The 18,878-nt window shown below is 68.6% G+C and carries 15 protein-coding genes and 1 pseudogene; 8 read left to right on the plus strand and 8 right to left on the minus strand.

Features of this window, described 5'->3' with window-relative positions; translation table 11 throughout:
• Nucleotides 1–4 precede the first annotated feature (4 nt).
• A complete protein-coding gene (locus BLU62_RS11920) occupies nt 5–1,096 on the minus strand; it encodes a thiamine ABC transporter substrate-binding protein (protein ID WP_074849807.1) in 1,092 nt (363 codons plus the stop codon).
• A gap of 324 nt (nt 1,097–1,420) precedes the next feature.
• Here BLU62_RS11920 and BLU62_RS11925 point away from each other — a divergent pair, with 324 nt between their 5' ends.
• The 4 genes and pseudogenes from BLU62_RS11925 (at nt 1,421) to BLU62_RS11940 (ending at nt 5,542) form a co-directional block, all read left to right on the plus strand.
• Nucleotides 1,421–2,254 carry an Rv1157c family protein gene (locus BLU62_RS11925; RefSeq protein ID WP_074849808.1) on the plus strand — a complete coding sequence of 278 codons (834 nt, stop codon included), beginning with the start codon at nt 1,421–1,423 and terminating at the stop codon, nt 2,252–2,254.
• Nucleotides 2,255–2,558: 304 nt separating this feature from the next.
• A pseudogene (locus BLU62_RS11930) lies at nt 2,559–3,457 on the plus strand (hypothetical protein).
• Between the two features lie 95 nt (nt 3,458–3,552).
• Nucleotides 3,553–4,845 (plus strand): lipase family protein, encoded by a 1,293-nt coding sequence (locus BLU62_RS11935; protein ID WP_074849809.1) that lies wholly within the window; start codon nt 3,553–3,555, stop codon nt 4,843–4,845.
• 7 nt (nt 4,846–4,852) lie between these two features.
• Nucleotides 4,853–5,542: a lysoplasmalogenase family protein gene (locus BLU62_RS11940; protein ID WP_074849810.1), complete on the plus strand. Its 690-nt coding sequence runs from the start codon at nt 4,853–4,855 to the stop codon at nt 5,540–5,542.
• Here BLU62_RS11940 and BLU62_RS11945 read toward each other — a convergent pair whose 3' ends face one another.
• Nucleotides 5,543–6,073 carry a hypothetical protein gene (locus BLU62_RS11945; RefSeq protein ID WP_074849811.1) on the minus strand — a complete coding sequence of 177 codons (531 nt, stop codon included), beginning with the start codon at nt 6,071–6,073 and terminating at the stop codon, nt 5,543–5,545.
• Nucleotides 6,074–6,122: 49 nt separating this feature from the next.
• Between BLU62_RS11945 and BLU62_RS11950 the strand changes: the two genes are divergently transcribed.
• Together BLU62_RS11950 and BLU62_RS11955 are read left to right on the plus strand one after the other, a co-directional pair.
• Entirely contained in the window at nt 6,123–6,695 is a 573-nt protein-coding gene (locus tag BLU62_RS11950) for an HhH-GPD-type base excision DNA repair protein (RefSeq protein WP_074849812.1), read from the plus strand.
• Nucleotides 6,696–6,776: 81 nt separating this feature from the next.
• Complete coding sequence (locus BLU62_RS11955; RefSeq protein WP_074849813.1) at nt 6,777–7,703, plus strand: hypothetical protein; 927 nt, start codon at nt 6,777–6,779, stop codon at nt 7,701–7,703.
• A gap of 124 nt (nt 7,704–7,827) precedes the next feature.
• On the opposite strand, the gene BLU62_RS11960 is transcribed toward BLU62_RS11955, so the two are convergent.
• From BLU62_RS11960 to BLU62_RS11970, 3 genes are all read right to left on the minus strand, one after another.
• Nucleotides 7,828–9,537, minus strand: coding sequence for an HNH endonuclease signature motif containing protein (locus tag BLU62_RS11960; protein ID WP_074849814.1), 1,710 nt, complete (start codon nt 9,535–9,537; stop codon nt 7,828–7,830).
• A 206-nt stretch (nt 9,538–9,743) separates the two neighbouring features.
• Complete coding sequence (locus tag BLU62_RS11965; RefSeq protein WP_074849815.1) at nt 9,744–11,048, minus strand: WS/DGAT domain-containing protein; 1,305 nt, start codon at nt 11,046–11,048, stop codon at nt 9,744–9,746.
• Between the two features lie 15 nt (nt 11,049–11,063).
• A complete protein-coding gene (locus BLU62_RS11970) occupies nt 11,064–12,278 on the minus strand; it encodes an acyl-CoA dehydrogenase family protein (RefSeq protein ID WP_074849816.1) in 1,215 nt (404 codons plus the stop codon).
• Nucleotides 12,279–12,474: 196 nt separating this feature from the next.
• Between BLU62_RS11970 and BLU62_RS11975 the strand changes: the two genes are divergently transcribed.
• Entirely contained in the window at nt 12,475–14,874 is a 2,400-nt protein-coding gene (locus tag BLU62_RS11975; RefSeq protein ID WP_074849817.1) for an acetyl-CoA acetyltransferase, read from the plus strand.
• 191 nt (nt 14,875–15,065) lie between these two features.
• Here BLU62_RS11975 and dmpG read toward each other — a convergent pair whose 3' ends face one another.
• The 3 genes from dmpG to BLU62_RS11990 are packed head-to-tail and all read right to left on the minus strand — an operon-like array spanning nt 15,066 to nt 17,924.
• Nucleotides 15,066–16,088 carry a 4-hydroxy-2-oxovalerate aldolase gene (dmpG, locus tag BLU62_RS11980; protein WP_074849818.1) on the minus strand — a complete coding sequence of 341 codons (1,023 nt, stop codon included), beginning with the start codon at nt 16,086–16,088 and terminating at the stop codon, nt 15,066–15,068.
• The gene (locus BLU62_RS11985; RefSeq protein ID WP_074849819.1) at nt 16,085–17,047 is read right to left on the minus strand and encodes an acetaldehyde dehydrogenase (acetylating); all 963 of its coding nucleotides are present in this window, start codon (nt 17,045–17,047) and stop codon (nt 16,085–16,087) included. Before BLU62_RS11985 ends, dmpG begins: the two co-directional genes overlap by 4 nt.
• A 25-nt stretch (nt 17,048–17,072) precedes the next feature.
• On the minus strand, nt 17,073–17,924 hold the full coding sequence (locus tag BLU62_RS11990; protein ID WP_244278143.1) for a 2-keto-4-pentenoate hydratase: 852 nt from the start codon (nt 17,922–17,924) through the stop codon (nt 17,073–17,075).
• A gap of 129 nt (nt 17,925–18,053) precedes the next feature.
• On the opposite strand from BLU62_RS11990, the gene BLU62_RS11995 reads away from it, so the two are divergent.
• Complete coding sequence (locus BLU62_RS11995; RefSeq protein ID WP_074849820.1) at nt 18,054–18,824, plus strand: IclR family transcriptional regulator; 771 nt, start codon at nt 18,054–18,056, stop codon at nt 18,822–18,824.
• The last annotated feature ends 54 nt before the right edge of the window (nt 18,825–18,878 follow it).

Raw genomic sequence — 18,878 nt, forward strand, 5'->3', positions numbered from 1 at the left:
GCGATCACCTGCCGACGGCGTCACGCCACTGGTCGAGCCAGCTCTCGCGCTTCTCCGCGATCGTGGCCGGCGGCAGCGACGACATCCACGCCGGGACCGCCGTCGGCGCCGGCCAGCCCTCGGGCAGCGCGATGTCGCGCTGCACCGGGTAGACGTACATCGACTCCGGCAGCGCCGACTGCACCTCCGGACTCAACATGTAGTCGACCAGCTTGCGGGCGCCGGTCGAGTTGCGGGTGCCCTTGAGGATGCCGATGTATTCGACCTGCGGGAAGCAACTGTCGCGGAGGGCGCTGGTGTCGGGTGTGGCGGCCGGCGATGACGCGTAGGACAGCACGATCGGCTTGTCGCCCTTCCCCTCGCCCGCGCTGAACAGCTGGTTGTAGGCGACCTCCCAGCCGGAGACGATGGTGGCGCCTCCGCCGACCACCTGCTTCCAGTAGTCCTGCCAGCCGTCGCCCAGGGCCCCGACCGTCGTCAGCAGGAAGGCCGTACCCGGAGACGAGGTCGCGGGATCGGTCAGCACGGCCTGCGATGCGTACTCCGGCTTCACCAGATCGCGGAAGCTCGCGGGCGGGGTCAGCGATCGTGACTTGTACCAGGCGTCGTCGATGTTCAGGCAGACGTCGCCGCGGTCGACGGCGGTCAGCTGGTCGGCCGCACCGGGAACCGCGTAGTCGCTCGCACCGCCGCCGGCGAGCGGAGACTCGTAGGACTCCAGGGCACCGGCCTCGATCGGGCGGGAGGCGAAGGTGTTGTCGATGCCGTAGACCGCGTCGCCCTTGGGCGCGCCGGGGGTCAGGGACACGGTCGACGCCAGCTGTCCGGCGTCGCCGGAGCGCACGATCTTGAGGGTGAGACCGGTCTGCTGGCGGAAACCGTCGATGACCGACTCGGGCAGCTCGAAGGACTCATGGGTCAGGAGGGTGACCTCACCGCCGGTCGTCGACTCGTCGGCGCACGCCACCGCGGTCGTGAACACCAGTCCCACACCGACGGTGAGCGCGACCATCCGGGAGACGACTCCCGCCCGTCCACGACGACGGCGGGTACCGCCCGCGGCCGCCGGCTCGTTCACGCCCCGCCGTTGGTTCACATCCGACTCCTCGCGACCCGCTGTCCCTGTCACATCCACCCCCATATCCAACCAGGTGCTGCCCAGGCACACGATTCGCGCCAATGAAAAATCACTTCTGTAACAATTGCATCAATAACCACACACGTCACAGTCGCAACCTGCTGGACTACCTGGACACAGATAGCGTCAGGGGGCTTAGAATGACCCGCGACGTCCGGGGTGGGAAGATCGACGAACGCCCCACAGACCCCGGGCGATTCACAACCACGATTTACAAGACCACGAGGCGTACGAGGCCCGCAGTTCCGGCCGACGCAGCGCCACGACCGATAGGACACACCAGTGCGTTTCACAAGGCCGTCGAGGTTGCGTTCCACCACCTCTCGCCCGCACCGGACCCGGGGCCACCGCGTCCTCCTCAGCGCATCGGCCGTCGTCGCCGCGGCCGGCCTCGCACTCCCGGCCGTCGCCGGTGCTGCGCCCGCTCCCAAGGTCGATCAGCGCGTGCTGGACTCGCTCGGTGCGTTCGCGCCGGCGATCATCGGGTCGGTGGCAACGCCCGGACCCGACGGCAAGGTCAACGCCGAGCTCCTCAAGCAGGCCGAGAGCTTCGCCACGGCGCCCGGAATGCCCGCCGAGGTCAGCAAGATCTGGCGTTCGGTCGCCGATTTCCTGGGTGAACCCGGCCGCAAGCAGGCCGCCCGCGAACTCGCCGCCGAGGCCAAGCCCGGCGATCCGGACATCCCGAAGGGCCCCAACGCCCCGAAGATCCAGGAATTCCTGTACCCGACCTTCGGTCTCGGCTGCATCCCCGGCGGTGGATCGCTCGGCCGCGCCCTGGTCACCGCCGGCCCGCAGGAAGCACCGGCTCCCGGACCCAAGCGCGGCGAGGGCGGCTACGTCTACACCGCACTCGGCACCGGTCCCGCCATCGACAACAACGCGAAGCCGCTGACCGTGAGCTGGTTCAACGTCGACACCGGCCGCACCGGAACGACGTCGCTCAAGCGCAACGCGAAGATCAACGTGAAGGAAGGCCCGGGCACCTTCACCGCCATCGCCCGGACCGGCAAGGGCCGTGTCATCTCCGCGATCCACGGCAACGTGACCACCAAGACGAAGGGTCAGGTCGTGTCCTGCACGATCGTCCCGGTGATCGGCCTCGCGATCATCTGATCCGCGCGACTTCACCAGCGGCACCCCGGCTCACCGCCGGGGTGCCGCTTTTGTGTCGAGTTACCCCTCCGTGCGACACCGCACCGACGTCGCCCACGGCGCCTCGCCTGTGGCACCCGTCTCAGCCGGCGCTGACCGAAAACACCAGGTCGTCGGGAATGTCGGTATCTCGCCGATCGCGCGAATGTCACAGGTCGGACTCGCGACTTGCCGGGGTCGTCCCAGTCGTGGTCTCTTTTAACTTGAATCCCATCTGTCACACCCGCCACACGTGGCGGGGTGTTCGGCTGTTTGAAGGAGTGCCATGTCCATCACGTCTCGGTTCACACGTCCATCTGTCGGGCGACGCGGAATCCGGCGCTGCGGCGTGGGCCTCGTGGGCATGGCGATGGCCGCTGCAGCGGTCACCTCGACCGCTCCGGCCTCGGCGGTGCCCGGGCTCCCCCTCCTCGAGCCGAACCTGCTGAGTGCCTACTCGATCCCGTTCGACGCCGAACTCGCCGGCGCGGTCCGTCTGCTGAAGTCCGCGGGCGTCGACCAGATGGCCTTGAAGGCCGCCCAGGCGGTCATGGGCAGTTCCGGCCAGCTGTCGGTTCAGGACGTCGTCGGGCGCGCCGGCGCGCTGCCCTTCGACGCATCCGCACCTCAGCCCGCGGCTCACGACGCCTCCACTCCCCGGCCGGTGGCCGCCACCGATCCGATCGCCCTGCTCAAGACCCTGGGCATCCAGACGCTGACCCCGTCGGTCGCGCCGTTCTGCACCGCCCCACCGCGGACAACCCGCTGGGTCTGGTCACCGCGGGAGCCGGAGCCGTCGCGGGTCCGTGGCCGATGAAGACCGATCCGCTCACGCAGCTCAAGCCGCTCCTGGACATGCTCCCCGGCGTCAAGATCCCGGAGAAGCTGAACCTGGTCGAGAACGGCGAAACCGCGTACGCATTCGTGCCCGCCTCCCCGAAGGCCGGCAACGGCGGCACCATGCAGGTCGCCTGGTTCAACACCAGCACCCTGCAGGGCGGCTTCGCCGACCTCGATCCGGTCACCGACAAGACCGCTCTCACCGCGCTGCCCCTGCTCTCGGGTGTGCGGCTCGCGCCGGTGAAGACCGGCAACGGCACCATCCTGTCCGCCGTCTTCGGCACCGCGCAGAACGGCGCCCAGAACTGCTGGTTCCTCCCGGCAGTCGGCCTGGTCAACGCCTGAAACAGCGTCAACGCATGAAACCACCTGTCGACGCGTGAAACCCCCGCTCTGCCGAAGACAGTCCCACCCCCACACACAGAACGAATAGACGACACATGAACACGCATGGCATCTCTTCAACCCGTCGGAGTGCCCCTCTCGCCCGCACGGTCGCACTCGCCGCCGCCCTCACGATGGGCCTGACCACGTTCGGTCTCGCCACCGAGGCCGTCGCCGAACCGATCACGACCACACCGTCGACCAGCGCGCCGGAGCCCGGCGCCACCACCGACGCCACCGACGCCACCGACGACGAGACGGGTGCACCGGCCGACGACAACGCCGGCACTATCGACGCCCGTGGTCCCGGCCAGGCGCCGGGTGCCGTCTACGCCAACCGTGACCTGCCCCGTGCCCGCATGGTGGCCGGCTCCGCCTCCGGCAACGACTTCACCTACTGGAGCACCGGCGCCGACGGCAAGGCCCATCTGTCGTCCGGCGTGCTGATGGTTCCCGCCGGGCGGGCACCCGCCGGCGGCTGGCCGGTCGTCGCCTGGGCGCACGGCTCGCGTGGCATCGCCGACAAGTGCGCACCCTCGGAGCGTCCGACCAAGGACGACACGACCGAACTGAGCCGCTGGCTCGGCCGCGGCTATGCCGTCGTCTCCACCGATTACGCGGGGGTCGGCACACCGGGAACCCCGCAGTACTACGACCTCGAGGCCACCTCCCGCAACATCGTCGATGCGGTGAGTGCCGCGCGCGACGTCTCCGACAACCTGTCGCGTTCGTGGGCTGTTGTCGGCGAGGGTCAGGGAGCCGCGGCCGCGATCACGCTGGCCCGGCTGGCGCCGCAGCTGAAGGCGCGCAACTCGCTCGACTTCAAGGGTGCCGCGGCGACGTCGGTCCCGGCCGAATTCGGTGCGCTGCTGGCGAATCTCGGTCCGTCGTCGGCGAGCATGCCGTCCGGACTCGCCGCCGACGCGCTGTACACCCTCAGCGCGATCCGCAACGTGAACCCGAAGCTCGACGTCGACTCACTGCTCACCGACACCGGCAAGAAGTGGATGACCAGGGCCGCCAACGAGTGCATCACCGAGTTCCGCAAGAACGTCGACGGCCTCGCCCTCGGTTCGCTCTTCGCCAAGCCGGTGTCGGGCAACACCGAGCTGACGAGCCTGCTCAACGAGGCCACCGCGCTCCCCACCCGTGGGTTCGTCAAGCCGCTGATCGTGACCCAGTCGCTCCAGGACACCTCGGTCGTCGTGCCGCTGTCGCTGAAGTACCTCAACGAGGTACGCGCCGATCGTCAGGTGCAGGCCCGCACCTACCTCACGCTCGACGCCGCGCAGTCGGCGAAGCTGTCCGACAACGACATCCGCGCCTTCATGGCCAAAGTCCTGAAGTGAGTCGATGATGGGTCGCCGCCTCTCGAATCGACAGTTGTTCGATCTCGCCTTCGTGGCGACCACGGCGGCGGCGACCGTCACCGGTGCGCTGGGGCATCGGCGGGCGGCGGGCCTGACCAAGCCGCTGCCGATGCTGCTGCTGGCGGCCCGGACGGCGGCCGGGGCGCGTGAACGCGATGCCCTCGACAACGCCGGATTGGCCGGAGCCCTGGCGTTCTCGATGGCGGGCGACCGGCTGATGTTGCTCGAGGAGTTCGAGACCGAGCCGGTCGCCAAGGACCGTTACCTACGGCTCGGTGCGACGCTGTTCACGGGCGCGCAGCTGAGTTACATCGCGACGATGTGGCGAGCCGGAGCCCGGCCGTCGGCGAAGCAACTGCTCCCCCGCGTCGGGCTGCTCGCCGAATCGGCCGCGGTCCTCGCGCGCCACCGGCCCGCACTGCTGCCCGTCCTGGGCACCTACGGCAACACCCTCGCGACGATGTCGGCGACGGCGAGCGCCATGTCCGATCCGCAGCCGCGGTTGCGGATCGGCGGTGTGACGTTCCTGCTGTCTGATCTGGCGATCATCAACCGCCGTCACCTCGTCACCGATCCCCGCATCCGGATCGCGGGCGAGGCCTGGGTCCTCGGCAGCTACTTCGCCGCGCAGTACCTGCTCATCGGCGGGCTCAGCGAACGCCTCCGACGCCGCTGATCAGGCCGTCGCCCGTCCGCTGCACGACGAGGACTGCGGATTGACCATCGGGTTGAAGGCCATCGCGCCGAGCTTCTGCTTGATGGTGAACGCGACGGGCCCGCTGCCGGGATGGATGTCGACCTGCCACTTGACGGTGAATCCACGACCCGGCACGAAGGTGGTGCCGGTTCGCCCGGTCCGCAGGTTCCGCCACGACACGGTGACGTCGTAGGTGTATTCCAGCGCAACGGGTTTCGCCCGGTCGGTGCCGATGAGCGCGATCGCCGGGCCGGGCAGGCCGTCGGCCGGGAAGCGGATGTTGTTGAACACGTCGACCCGGACCTTCACCGTGCCCGCCGGCCACGGGTTCACGCTGTCGCAGGCCAGCGTCGTGACGTAGTTCGGTTCGGTGTAGTCGGGGATCGCGTTCGCGGCCCCGGGCCCGACGCCGATGAGCGCGGCCACCAACCCGACGATCACCGCACCGATACCCGCGCGTGACGCCCGACGTGATCCGTGCCGCCCCGAAATGCTCTCCCCGCTGATCATGGGGGCAGTCTAGAGCCGCGCGCCCACCGCGTCTGCCAGAATCGGTCCCATGCCGAAGATCCAGATCGCCCAGGAACCCGCGGCCGACGAACTGCTCTCGACCGACTCGTTCGCGTTGCTCGTCGGGATGTTGCTGGATCAGCAGTTCCCGATGGAACGGGCCTTCGCCGGTCCCGCCAAGATCCGTGACCGCTTCGGCACGATGGACCCGGTGGAGATCGCCGACGCCGAGCCCGAGGCCTTCGCGGATCTGTGCTCCACTCCCCCGGCGATCCACCGCTACGGCCGCTCGATGGCCGGGCGGGTGCAGGCGCTGGCGAAGGTCGTCGCCGAGGAGTACGGTGGTGACGCCTCGCGCATCTGGACCGAGGCGACCAGCGGCGCCAACCTGATGAAAAGGCTGCGCGACCTGCCCGGATTCGGCGAGCAGAAGGCGAAGATCTTCGTCGCCCTCGTCGCCAAGCAGCTCGACGTCAAGCCCTCCGGCTGGACCAAGGTCGCCGGCGACTACAGCAAGCAGGGGTACCGGTCGGTCGCCGACGTCGTCGACCCCGACTCGCTGCAGAAGGTCCGCGATTTCAAGAAGGCGGCCAAGGCGGCGGCAAAGGCCGCGAAGGAGTAGGGGCGTCGCTGTGGGTCACCTGACCGGGAATCACCCGACCTTCACCCCCGATCGCGATCCGGTGGCCTAGTGTCGGGAACCATGGAGTCTCTTCCCGAACGAAGAAGCGCACCTCCCGGGACCAGTCCGAGTCGTCTGCTCCTCGAGATGCCGCTCCGGCTGGGATTCACGGTGACCGGAGTGGTCCTCGCCGCAGCCGAATCCGCGGTGACGATCGCACGGATCACCGCGGGCAGCGTTCAGCACGAGATCAGCCTGGCGATCGGCGCCGAGGACGAACTCAACGCGGCGCGTACCCCCCTCGCGCTCCTCAACCAGCTGTCCGAACTGCTGGGTCCGGAGCGGCCCTTCGGACGCATCCTGGCCTCGGGCGGCCCCCTGGAACGTCTGCTCAACCCCGGCGGGGTCATCGACCGGCTGACCGCACCCGACGGTCTGCTGGAGAGACTCACCGCGAAGGGCGGGCTCCTCGACCAGATGGCCGACGACCGCGGCATCCTGATGCGCCTGGCCGCCAAGGACGGGCCACTCGATCGCCTCACCCGCCCCGGCGGCGTGGTGGACCAGTTCACCGAGAACGAGGGCATCCTCGAACGTCTCACCTCCGAGGGCGGCGTCGTCGACAAACTCACCGCACCCGACGGCATCCTGGAGAAGGTCACCGCTCCGGGCGGCATCCTCGACCGCTTCGCCGCCGAGGCGGGCCTCCTCGACCAGCTCGTCGGCGAGGGCGGCGCGGTCGAGCGCGCCATTGCGCCGGGCGGTCCGTTGGATCGGTTCACCGAGCTGACCGAGGTGATGGGTCAGCTCGCACCCAACCTGCTCGCCATGCAGGAGACCGTGCACGAACTCGCCGAGACCGTGGACCTGCTGAATCAGACGGTGGCACCGCTCGGCGGCCTCGCCGACCGCCTGCCCAAGCGACTCACCCGCGGCCCCAAGGGTTCCGGCGGCAACGGCAACGGGGACGCCGCCCCGGCAGACACCAACGGTTACCCGAAGGCCTGAGCCCCTGCCCGTTGAGTAGGCACGAGCCGACGCACGGAACTTCCACATCACGCAACCCCATGCCGGTTGAGCCGACACCGAGCAACGCGAGGCGTCGCGTCGAAACCCGCCACACCGGGCTGTGTCAGAACGGTGGTGGGTTCTTCCGGTCCCAGTCGTCTTGTTGTCGGCGATGGGTGTCGGTGCGGGCAGCGCGTTCGTCGTCGAGTCGCCGCCTCGCCGGATGGTCGGGCGGCTGGGTTTTCAACGAGCTGAACAGGTCCCGTCCGGTATACGGGTTCCCCAGGTACACATGGCCGGTGGGCGCTTCGAACCAGATCGACATGTACTCGTCTTGCGAATCCCGCCACGCCCCGAAGGTCTTGATGCGGTGGTGGAACCGGCACAACGGTTTCAGGTTGCCCTGAAGGGTCTTGCCACCGCGGGCGGGGTTGGTGTGGTCGAACGGGTGCGTGTGGTCGAGGTCGACGGTCCACACCGGCTGATTACAGCCCGGGAAGGTGCAACACAATTCACCGGCGCGGACCAGTGCCTGCAGCTTCTTGCTCGGCACGTAGGTGCTGGCTGACGCGTCGGCCTCCGAGGGTTCGGTGCGGACACCTGTCGTGATGAAGGAGTGGATGGCGTCGACGAAGAGTCGGCGCATGGTGTGGGCGTCGATGAGGCCGTGGCCGTCGAGCATGCCTGGATCATCGTCCAGCCCCTGCAACGTCGTGAGATTCGCGATGATGTGATAGGTCGGGCGAGGAGCACGGCACGTGGAGCAGGAGCACTTGCACTTCTCGGTCGGCTTCGTCGTTGCGGCGGTTCCGGAGTCGGTTACACCAGCGTCGGTCGCGGCAGGTTCGACGACTGTTGCGCCCGTATCGGATTCACCGACGGGTTCGGTCTCCGGGACGTCTCCGACTGTGGTGTCGACTGGCGCACCGGTGTCGAGGTCGTGCGCGAGCGGTTCGGGTACACAGTCCCGGCACTGGCAGTCCAGATCTTGTCTGCCGTGCGCGAGTGCGAGTAGAGCGTCGGCGCGGCGCTGGCTCATGGTGCGTCCATCACGCTTGTGGACACCGGTGGCCATCGCTGTCAGACGGGCGTTGAGCGCGGCGGCGTCGATGTTGGGCACATGCCCGGCGATGCGCGACTGGCCGGGCTGGTGCCGGTCCGGGCGGATCGTGAGACCGCGGTCGCGGGCGGCGTGTTCGTTGCGGCGTTTCACCGCATCGGGGGCGTGGGTGTGGACGATCTGGTCGACCATCGTGGTGAACCGTGTGGTGGACATCGGGTCGCGGGCCAGGATGGCCTCGGCCAACGCCGCGTCGACGGTCGGCATGGTGGCATCGTCGACGAAATCGGTGCGCTTCATCGCGATCTGGAACCGTGACATGTCGATGCGGGCACAGGCCAGGGTGGTGCCGGTGAGTGGGAGTCGGTATCGCATCGCACCGCCGGTACGGATCATGTCCCGCGCCTGGCCCGAGGTCATGTTCATCGCGGCGCCGAACTCGGCGGTGGCCTGCTCGAACCCGTTCGGACCGAACTCCTCATACGGATCGCGACCGGCCAACACCTCGGCGGTCATTGCCATCAGGTCGTCGACCGACTCGGCCTGCCCGGAATGGACTTGACTGCGCCGCAGCTGGTAGTCCTCCTCGCGGTGGTCGTGCAGCAGACTGGCGGCCATCGCCATGCGGCAGGTGTTGACCGCGTTCATCGACGCCGAAACTTGAGCAGTGGCGATCAAGGCTTCCGGGGAGAGTCCGGCGAGGGGTTCGAACACATCAAAACCCGGGTCGGGGACATCCCCGGCGGGGTCGATGGTGCCGAACTCGAAAGCCATGACACCACCATACGAGCAGCCACCGACAATCCTGACCGGCACCGAATCATCGAATCACAGCCACTGTCAACGACTTTCGGTAGTAGATGTTCCCGCGTGACCGATCCCTTCCCGCTTACCGGGTAGCGCCCGCGGGAAGGAAATCGACACCGCGGGAAGGAAACGGTCCAGCGGGAAACCACCGCCGGTCGAGTAGCCGAGGAGCGCTAGCGACGAGGCGTATCGAAACCTGCCCGCAGCAGATCCACATACCGATCGACGTCGGGCATGACCTCCGGACTGGTGGTCACCGACACCGCGATGCGGTCTCCGATTCCGTGCACGCCGTGTGTGAGCCCCTGCACCGGTGACAGCGCGGGAAAGCCGGTGGTGAACAGGATCTCAGCGCCGTCGAGCTCGATATCGGCGGCTCCGCGGTTCACCGAGGACACCACGGTGACACCGGTGACCGCCTCCGGCCGGGTGTCGAGATCGAAGGCCCGGATACCCCAGCGCGCGAGGATCGCCGGAGTGACTTCCGAGACCCGTCGCTGCGCGACTCGTGCCGGATCGGCGTCGGCCGCACGGGCGGCGTCGATCTCACCGCGGATGAGTCGGGCACGTTCATACGGATCGTCGACGTCGAGGTGCAGATCGATCCCCACGTTCCTAAAGTTGTTGCGCGCCTGCGCGTTATCGGATCTCCCGACGGCGAGCTCCACACCGAGACGTGTACAACCGTCGCCGAGGTACCTCGGTAGCGCCTGCGAGATCGCGACGAGCACGGCAACGGTGACCGGCGACCCGGACGCGGCCAGACGCTCGCGGTCGAGCACGATGACCCGCAGGAGTCGCCGCGGCCCGGGATTCCGGTTCAGCGCCGTCAGCGGATAACCCGGCTTCCCCGGATTCGACTGTCCCCCAGCCCGCGCAACCCGGATTCCGCGTCGGATCGTCGTGACGAACTCGCCCGGGAACCGCAGCGCACCGAGCGCGAGGGTCCCGCCATCGCGCACCGGCCCGGGGACGCCGAGGCCGCCGCGCTCGCATTCGTCGTACGGCGCGGTGAACAGGTCCCGCGCGATCTGCGACGCACGACGACCGTCGCCGAGGGCGTGTGAGATCTGGAGCACCACAACGACTCCCGTGACCGATTCGTCATCGCCTACCGGAAGGTCGGTCACCGGACCGAACAGATGCAGGCGCCACGCGGCCCGGGACGGGACGAGCGGTTCGCCGATGAGGCCGGCGACCGAGTCCAGACACGACGACCAGGTCCGCGTCGTGGTGTCGACGCGGACCTGGTCGGGGTCGGGTTCGGCGGAGACCCAGTACGGACGGTCGGCGGTGGCCGGAACGTCGTGGACACGCAGACACAGGTCGTCGACGTGCCGAGCCCTCGCCAGCAACCGTCGCGCGCATCCGTCGATCGAGATCGACGGTGTGGCAAAGCAGTACAGCAAGAACTGGTCGTTCGGGATGCGCACGGACATCCAGTACGACGCGGCGTCCGCCGCTGCCATCCGCTGCATGCGGCCAGGGTAGCCCTACTTCTGGCCGGCACTCCACGCGTAGGGCAGCTCGGTGCCGTTGAGGACGTGGTCACCGATGGCCTGCAGCTTGAAGATGAGCGGGTTGTGCACCGAGATCACCCGGGCGTTGCGCCAGTGGCGGTCGAGGCGCAGCCGCTCGGAGGTGATCGACGCACCGCCGACCTCGAACAGCTGGGTGGTCGCGTCGAGCACCAGCGGGATGACCGTCGCCTGCGCGCGGCCGACGTCGAATTCGACCTTGTCGAGCAGCTTCTCGTCCTGCCAGCCGGTCCCGGCGAGACGATCGAGCTGGTCGGCGATGTCGAGGACGATGGTGCGCGCCGAGTAGGCGGCAGCCGTCAGCCGGCCGATGACCTGCTGGACCAGCGGATCGTGGCGGGGCAGATCGGCCGTCGAGTGGGTGAAGGTGCGCTTGCGGTCCCGGACCCAGGCGCTGACGTCATCGGTGGCACGCTGCGCGATGCCCGCCAGCACCGCCAGCTGCACGAGCTGCAGGTAGGAGGTGGCGTAGGTGCGGCCGGCGACGCCGTAGCCGGCGCCGAGGATGCGGTCTGCCGCCACCTGCACGCCGCTGAACTCGGTGGTCCCACTGGCAGTGAGACGCTGACCGAACCCGTCCCAGTCGTCGTGCTGGATGACGCCCTCGGCGTCGGCGTCGACGAGCACCGACACCCGCTCGCCGTCCTGATCGGCGGCGACCAGGATGTGGTCGGAGTACAGGCTGCCGGTGCTGTAGTACTTGGTGCCGTCCAGGCGCCACGCATCGCCGTCGGCCGTGAGGCGGGTCTGGTAGTGGTCGATGGCGCCGACACCGGGCTCGGTGATGGCGTTGCCGACGAGCGTCCCCTCCCCGACCTTGCGCAGCCAGCGCTCGGCCTCGGGATCGGGAAGCGCGGTCAGCTGGTCCTCCACGAACGACCAGTGGACGCGCAGCGCCTGCGGGAGGTTCGACTCCGCGGTGGCCAGATCGATGAGCAGCCGGAAGACCTGACGCACCGTGGCGCCGTACCCGCCGAGCTCCACCGGCACGCGCAGCGCACCGAACCTGGCCTCCCGCAGCCACGACACCTCGTCGTGTGCGAGCCGGCGATCGTCTTCGCGAGCCACCGCCCCCTCGGCGATACGGGCGAAGATCGGGGCGAACACCTCGTCGAGCCGCTCGTCGGTGGTCCCGGCGGCCGACGTGCTTGCGGACACGGTTGCGGTCATCAAACGTCCTTTCGAAACAAACTTGTCGGCCGATAGTGTGGTCGCCTCCCCGACCTTCGGCCACGATTGAAACCGCGGTGAACGCAGCGTTCCCAAGCACCCGATCCCCGGGCACACTGATCACCGAACCCGCAGGTATGGGCTATCGGCGAACCACGTTGAGACGACGGTCACGCGTTTGTGCCATTGTGTGCATATGCCAATCTCGATCGCTGATCTCGATCCGAACACCCCCGTCGTCGTCGGCGTCGGCCAGGCCTCCGAGCGCCTGACCGATCCCGGGTACGAAGCACTGGGTGAAGCGGACCTCGCAGCGCGCGCCGTCACCGCTGCCTTCGACGACGCCGGCGCGTCCGACCTGGCCTCGTCCATCGACACCATCGCCGCGATCCGTTCGTTCGAGATCTCCAGTCCGCTGTCGGCGTCGCCGCTCGGCCGCCCGGACAACATGCCCCGCGCCGTCGGTAAGCGCGTCGGCGCCGACCCGCGTCGCGCCGTGCAGGCCGTCACCGGCGGCCAGACCCCGCAGACGATGCTCACCGAACTCGCCGGCGTCATCGCGGCGGGTGACTCCGAGGCGGCGGTCATCTTCGGTGCCGAGGTCATGTCGACGGTGCGTGACCTGCAGTCCAAGCCCGATGACGAACGTCCGAGCTTCGCCGAAGAGGTTGGCGGACAGCTCGAGGACCGCGGCTACGGCCTCAAGGGCATCATCACCGTCGCCGAGATGCGCCATGGTCTCGCGTCGGTGATCCCCCAGTACGCATTGCTGGAGAACGCCCGCCGCCACAACACCGGCCTGGGCCGCGAGGCCTACGCCACGGCGATGGGCGAGCTCTTCGCACCCTTCACGAAGGTCGCTGCGGCCAACCCGCATTCGGCCGCCCCGACCGAACGCGACGCCGCCGAGCTGGTCACCCCGACCGACGGCAACCGGGTCGTCGCCGATCCGTTCACGCGCTACATCGTCGCCCGCGACCAGGTGAACCAGTCGGCCGCCGTCGTCGTCATGTCCGTCCGGGCCGCGCAGGCCGCCGGCATCGATCCGTCCAAGTGGGTCTTCCTGCACGGTCACGCCGAGACCGTCGAGCGCACCTCGCTCGACCGACCCGATCTCGGCTCCGCGCCGGCCGCCCCTGCTGCCGTGAAGCACGCGCTCGAGGTCGCCGAGATCGGTCTCGACGATGTCTCCGTCATCGACATCTACAGCTGCTTCCCGATCGCGGTCTTCAACATCCTCGACGGGCTCGGCATCTCACCCGACGACCCGCGCGGACTCACCGCCACCGGCGGCCTGCCATTCTTCGGCGGCCCCGGCAACAACTACTCGCTGCACGCGATCGCCGAGATCGTCACGCGCGTACGGCGATCCCCCGGCGACTTCGGCCTCGTCATCGCCAACGGCGGCGTACTCAGCAAGCACGCGGCCGGCGTCTACTCGACCACTCCGGCACCCTGGCGCGCCGACAACAGCGCCAAGGTCCAGGCCCAGCTCGACGCGGTGCCCACCGTTCCCACCATCGGCGACGCCGACGGGCCGGCGATCCTCGAGACCTACACCGTCATCCCGTCGAAGAGCGGCAAGCGGACGGGCGCCGTGATCGGTCGCCTGATCGACGACGCCTCGCCGGACGGGCTCGGTGCACGCTTCGTGGCCAATCTCGACTCCGACGACGACGAGTTCTTCGACCTCCTGCTGACCTCCGACGATCCGGCCGGCACCGAGATCGTGGTGCGGTCGTTCGACAAGGGCAACCGGGTCAAGCTGACCGAGGCCGCGATGAACGCCAAATACCCCGCGGTCGCACCGGCGTTCCGGGACAGCTACGAGCATGTCGAGATCCGTCGTGACGGACACCTGCTCGAGGTGACGATCAACCGGCCCGACGCCCGCAACGCGCTCAACCCGGCCGCCAACGCCGAACTGGACTCGATCTTCGACGCCTACTTCGCCGACGACGACCTGTGGGTCGCGATCCTGACGGGCAAGGGCGACAAGGCCTTCTCGTCGGGCAACGACCTGGCCGCGACCGCCAGCCCGGCCGCGCTGTCGGTGCCCAAGAACGGATTCGCCGGTCTCACCGCACGTGAGAGCCTGCCCAAGCCGGTCATCGCCGCGGTCAACGGCTTCGCGCTCGGCGGTGGCTGCGAGATCGCGATGGCCTGCCACATCATCGTCGCCGACGAGGAGGCCTCCTTCGGACTGCCCGAGGTGAAGGTCGGATTGGCCGCTGCCGCAGGTGGTCTGGTCCGTCTGCCGCGGCTTGTCCCGCCGGCGCTGGCCCGCGACATGATCCTGACCGGTCGCCGGATCTCGGCCGGCGAGGCCGCCGCCGCCGGACTGGTCAGCCGGATCGCCCCGGCCGGAAAGGTTCTCGAGACCGCCCGCGGGGTGGCCGAGGAGATCCTCGCCGCGTCGCCCACGTCGGTCCGCGCGTCGATCGCGACGATGGAGCAGTCGGACGCGATCACCGACACCGTCGAGGCCGTCCGCGCGAGCACCAGCGTCCTCGATTCGCTGATCATCAGCGGCGACACCCTCGAGGGCATCATGGCGTTCGTGATGAAGCGGACCCCGGAGTGGAAGGGTCGCTGACAAAAACGCCATCGCTCCCTGAGGTGCGAGCGCAGCGGACCCCGTCCGCTCCCTGAGGTGCGAGCGCAGCGAGCCCCGAAGGGCTGGCGAGCTCATCTCGCCAGCCCTTCGAGGCTCGTCGCTATCGCTCCTCGCACCTCAGGGAGCGAGGTGGCGGGCTCGCTCCAAACCCCCTCTGCGAGATGGCTATTTCAGCTGGCCTGCGCGACGTCCGCTGCGGCGAGATCCAGGGCAATGTCGACGATCATGTCCTCCTGCCCGCCGACGAGTTTGCGGTTGCCCGCCTCGAGGAGGATCGACCGCACGTCGACGCCGTAGCGGGCACTCGCGGCTTCCGCATGGCGCAGGAAGCTCGAGTACACCCCTGCGTAGCCGAGGGTCAGCGTCTCCCGGTCGACGCGTACCGGACGATCCTGGAGTGGACGGACGATGTCGTCGGCGGCATCCTGCAGCGCGAAGAGGTCACAACCGTGCTCCATGCCCTTGATGTTCGCGACCGCGATGAACGCCTCGATCGGGCAATTACCAGCTCCCGCACCGTGTCCGGCGAGCGAGGCGTCGACACGGTACACCCCGTTCTCCACCGCGACCACCGAATTGGCCACGGAGAGTGACAGGTTCTCATGCGCGTGGATACCGATCTCGGTGCCCGCGTCGAGCACGTCACGGTAGGCGCGGACCCGGTCGCGTACGCCGTCCATGGTCAGGCGGCCACCGGAGTCGGTGACGTAAACACAGTGTGCGCCATAGCTTTCCATGAGTTTGGCCTGCTCGGCGAGCTTCGCGGGCTCGGCCATGTGGCTCATCATCAGGAAGCCCGAGACGTCCATGCCGATCTCTCGCGCCTTCGCGATGTGCTGGGCCGAGACGTCGGCCTCCGTGCAATGGGTCGCCACCCGCACCGACCGCACGCCCAGGTCGTAGGCGTGTTGGAGCTCCTCGATGGTGCCGACACCCGGCAACAGCAGGGTGGTCAGGCGGGCGTCGGTGATGTTGGCCGCGGCCGCCTCGATCCACTCCCAGTCGGTGTTGCTGCCCGGACCGTAGTTGACCGAGCCGCCGGCGAGGCCGTCTCCGTGGGCGACCTCGATGGCGTCGACACCGGCCGCGTCGAGGGCGCGCACGATCTTGCCGACGTTCTCCGGGGTGATGCGATGGCGGACGGCGTGCATGCCGTCGCGCAGGGTCACGTCCTGGACGAAGATCTTGGTCATCGTGCGTTGTCCTTCTGCTGCGCGATCCGCTCGGCGACCTGCAGGCCGGCGGAGGTCATGATGTCGAGGTTTCCCGCGTAGGCGGGCAGGTAGTGAGCGGCGCCCTCGACCTCGAGGAACACCGACACCTGGTGGGTCGGGGTGATCTCGGTGCCGTCTGCGAGCAGGGTGTGGACAGGCTGATCGGCCGGGATCGCGGCGATCTGGATCTCCTGCTTGAGGCGGTACCCGGGAACGTAGGCGGCGACGTCGCCGATCATCTTCTCGATCGAGGACCGGATCTCCTCGTGCGTGCCCTCATCGGGCGCATCGACGAGGCAGAACACGGTGTCGCGCATGATCAGTGGGGGCTCGGCGGGGTTGAGGATGATGACCGCCTTCCCGCGCTGCGCGCCGCCGACCGAGCAGATCGCCTTGGACGTGGTCTCGGTGAACTCGTCGATGTTCGCCCGGGTTCCCGGCCCGGCCGACCGCGACGAGATGGAGGCGACGATCTCGGCGTACGCCACGGGCGTGACACGCGATACGGCCGCGACGATCGGGATCGTCGCCTGACCACCACAGGTCACCATGTTCACGTTCTCCGCGTCGATGTGATCGGCGAGGTTGACCGCGGGCACCACGAACGGGCCGATGGCGGCCGGCGTCAGGTCGATCATCCGCTTGCCCAGCGGACGGAGCAGTGCATCGTTGGCGATGTGGGCCTTGGCCGACGTGGCGTCGAAGACGATCTCGATCTCGTCGAAACCCTCCATGCGGGTGAGGCCTTCGACGCCTTCGTGCGTTGTCGGCACGCCCTTCGCGCGGGCCCGGGCGAGGCCGTCGGAGTCGGGATCGATCCCGACCATCGCCCCCATCTCCAGATACTGCGACTGCTGCAGCACCTTGATCATCAGGTCGGTGCCGATGTTGCCCGAGCCGATGATCGCCACCTTGGTCCGTGGCGTCTCTGTTGTCATGGTTGTTCTCCTTGGATGTGGGAAGTCAGTTGGACGTGAAATGGGCCGTCACCGAGCCGAGTTCACCGATCTCGGCGGTCACCGTGGCCCCGGGGGCGATCGGCCGCATCGGTCCCAGCGCTCCGGACAGGATCAGCTGGCCCGCACGCAGGGGTTCCCCGAACTGACGCGCACGGCGCGCGAGCCACGCCACGGCATTGAGCGGGTCCCCGAGACACGCGGCCCCGCTACCCTCCGAGACGACCTCGCCGTCGATCGTCATGGTCATCGTCGAATCGACCGGTGAATACTCGTCCAGGGTCCGACGCGCGGGGCCGACCACATACACCCCGGCGGATGCGTTGTCGGCGACGGTGTCGGCGAAAGTGATGTCCCAGTCGGTTATCCGGCTGTCGACGATCTCCAGGGCCGGTGCCGCGTACTCGATGGCGGCACGGCACTGCTCGACGTCGAGGTCACCATCTGCCAGGTCGCTCTTCAGCATGAACGCGACCTCGGCCTCGGCCTTGGGCTGCAGCAGTGTCCCCATCGGGATGGTGTCACCGTCGCCGAAGGCCATGTCGGCGAACAGCACTCCGAAGTCGGGCTGGTCGACGCCGAGCTGGGTCTGCACGGCCGCCGAGGTCGCCCCGATCTTGCGGCCGACCACCGCAGCGGTGCGGTCGGCGTTGAACAGCGTCTGGACGCGGTAGGCCGACTCGATGTCGTCGGGCGCGATGAGATCCCGGATCGGGACGCACGGCCGGCGTTGCGCCAGCGCCCGGCTGAGTCGTTGTGCCGCAGCGGCGATCGCGGCGTCGGGATCAGAAGTGTCGGGATCAGAAGTGTCGGGATCGGAAGTGTCGGGATCGGAGGGGGCGGGGCCCGGGGAACTCATGTGTTGCCTCTGCTGTCGGTTCGGTCGTCGGCCGCGATCTCCTCGGGCGGCTCCCGACCATCGTGGGGCGCCGCTATACCCTGGGTCGAGCATCGCGTTCCGATGAGCGGAACGCCAGGGAGGTCGCAGATGAGCGAGGAACAACTCGATAGTTCGAGCGTGCTGGGCAAGGCGATCACCGTGCTCCAGGCCTTCGACTCCAACGACAGACAGGTCACGCTCGCCGAACTCGCGGGACGCACCGCCCTCCCCAAGACAACGGTTCACCGGCTCGCCGGTCAGCTCGTCGCCGCTCGTCTTCTCAACCGCACCGCGGGCGGGTACGCACTCGGCAGCGGACTGTTCGAGCTCGGCATGCGTGCGTCTCCCGAGCGAGGACTGATCGAGGTCGCGACCCCCTTCATGCAGGACCTCTACGTCCGCACCGGCGAAACCGTCCATCTCGGCATCCTCGAGGACCGCGAGGTCGTCTATGTCGCGAAGATCGGCGGGCACCGGCAGGCCGACGCACCGTCGCGGCTCGGTGGTCGAATGCCGTTGTACTGCACAGCTATCGGCAAGGCACTCTTGGCGAGCTCGCCGGATTCCGTCATCGCCGACCAGCTCGGTCGCCCACTGCGCCGGCGCACACCCCACACCATCGTCGCCCCCGGGCTGCTACGGGCACAGCTCGCCCAGATCGCCGAGGACGGGATCTCCTTCGAGTTCGAGGAGTCGACCCTGGGCCTCGTGTGTGTGGCCGCCCCGATCGTCGACGCAGACGATGCCCCGCTCGCCGCGATCAGCGTCACCGGCCCGGTACACCGATTCCAGCCCCGCGCCCACGCGACCGCGGTTCGCGCCGCCGCGGCGGGAGCCAGTTCGACGCTCGCACGACGCGCCCACATCATCGACGGGTGACACCCCCGCCGACGGCCCCGACCGCAGGTCCACCGGCCGCAGAGTCGTCCCCGG

The organism is Gordonia westfalica, assembly GCF_900105725.1.
GTDB classification, from domain to species: domain Bacteria; phylum Actinomycetota; class Actinomycetes; order Mycobacteriales; family Mycobacteriaceae; genus Gordonia; species Gordonia westfalica.

Coding starts and splice junctions, on each gene's coding strand:
- BLU62_RS11960 (WP_074849814.1), bottom strand. CDS start 9,537: ATGGCTTTCGAGTTCGGCACCATCGACCCCGCCGGGGATGTCCCCGAC.
- dmpG (WP_074849818.1), bottom strand. CDS start 16,088: ATGACCAAGATCTTCGTCCAGGACGTGACCCTGCGCGACGGCATGCAC.
- BLU62_RS11955 (WP_074849813.1), top strand. CDS start 6,777: ATGGAGTCTCTTCCCGAACGAAGAAGCGCACCTCCCGGGACCAGTCCG.
- BLU62_RS11985 (WP_074849819.1), bottom strand. CDS start 17,047: ATGACAACAGAGACGCCACGGACCAAGGTGGCGATCATCGGCTCGGGC.
- BLU62_RS11975 (WP_074849817.1), top strand. CDS start 12,475: ATGCCAATCTCGATCGCTGATCTCGATCCGAACACCCCCGTCGTCGTC.
- BLU62_RS11965 (WP_074849815.1), bottom strand. CDS start 11,048: ATGCAGCGGATGGCAGCGGCGGACGCCGCGTCGTACTGGATGTCCGTG.
- BLU62_RS11995 (WP_074849820.1), top strand. CDS start 18,054: ATGAGCGAGGAACAACTCGATAGTTCGAGCGTGCTGGGCAAGGCGATC.
- BLU62_RS11945 (WP_074849811.1), bottom strand. CDS start 6,073: ATGATCAGCGGGGAGAGCATTTCGGGGCGGCACGGATCACGTCGGGCG.
- BLU62_RS11970 (WP_074849816.1), bottom strand. CDS start 12,278: ATGACCGCAACCGTGTCCGCAAGCACGTCGGCCGCCGGGACCACCGAC.
- BLU62_RS11940 (WP_074849810.1), top strand. CDS start 4,853: ATGGGTCGCCGCCTCTCGAATCGACAGTTGTTCGATCTCGCCTTCGTG.
- BLU62_RS11990 (WP_244278143.1), bottom strand. CDS start 17,924: ATGAGTTCCCCGGGCCCCGCCCCCTCCGATCCCGACACTTCCGATCCC.
- BLU62_RS11935 (WP_074849809.1), top strand. CDS start 3,553: ATGAACACGCATGGCATCTCTTCAACCCGTCGGAGTGCCCCTCTCGCC.
- BLU62_RS11950 (WP_074849812.1), top strand. CDS start 6,123: ATGCCGAAGATCCAGATCGCCCAGGAACCCGCGGCCGACGAACTGCTC.